This window comes from Bartonella sp. CM120XJJH (genome assembly GCF_042194715.1).
In the GTDB taxonomy this organism is placed as follows: Bacteria; Pseudomonadota; Alphaproteobacteria; order Rhizobiales; family Rhizobiaceae; genus Bartonella.
In genome coordinates this window covers 1-507 of the sequence record NZ_JBHINE010000173.1, presented here as the reverse complement: position 1 = coordinate 507, position 507 = coordinate 1, and the positions used below count along the sequence as shown (strand labels likewise).

Genomic DNA, 507 nt, shown 5'->3' with positions numbered 1-507 from the left:
TGCCAATCGATTTTGGTTGCATTTGCTCCAGCTTTTGAACGCCAATAATCTCGAAACTTTGCGATTTCGACTTTGACACGCTCTGGAGGCAAACCCTCTGCAATGGCAAAATCGTAATCGGGTTCAAAATCCGCAGGCAATCGACAACCGCGATTAGCTTTCGCTCGGTTTTGCTTTTTGGAAATGTTCTCTTGCTCGTGAATAGGAGGTTGGTTTGTTTCTAACGTTTCGATTTGCTCTGATGTGGTTTCAACAGCAGCAACCTCTGTTGGCTCGTCAACCAAATCGATTGTTTCTAAATCTTCAAAATCAATTTCTTTTTTTGCTAAAACGATAGTTTTAGTTTTTTTATATATATTCTTATTCTGGTTCTTTATAGCTTGATTTTGCTTGTCATTTGCTTCAGCAAAATTATTAACATGTTGTTTTGTATTATTTTTTGCTTTTGCACCTTTTTTACCAGCCTCACTACGAACTTGCGATATGTGCTCTTTTTTATCAGCAAAA

The 507-nt window shown here is 37.5% G+C and carries 1 pseudogene; it reads right to left on the bottom strand.

Annotated elements, in window-relative coordinates:
• A pseudogene (locus tag ACFIKU_RS10410) lies at positions 1–507 on the bottom strand (hypothetical protein); the annotation flags it as partial.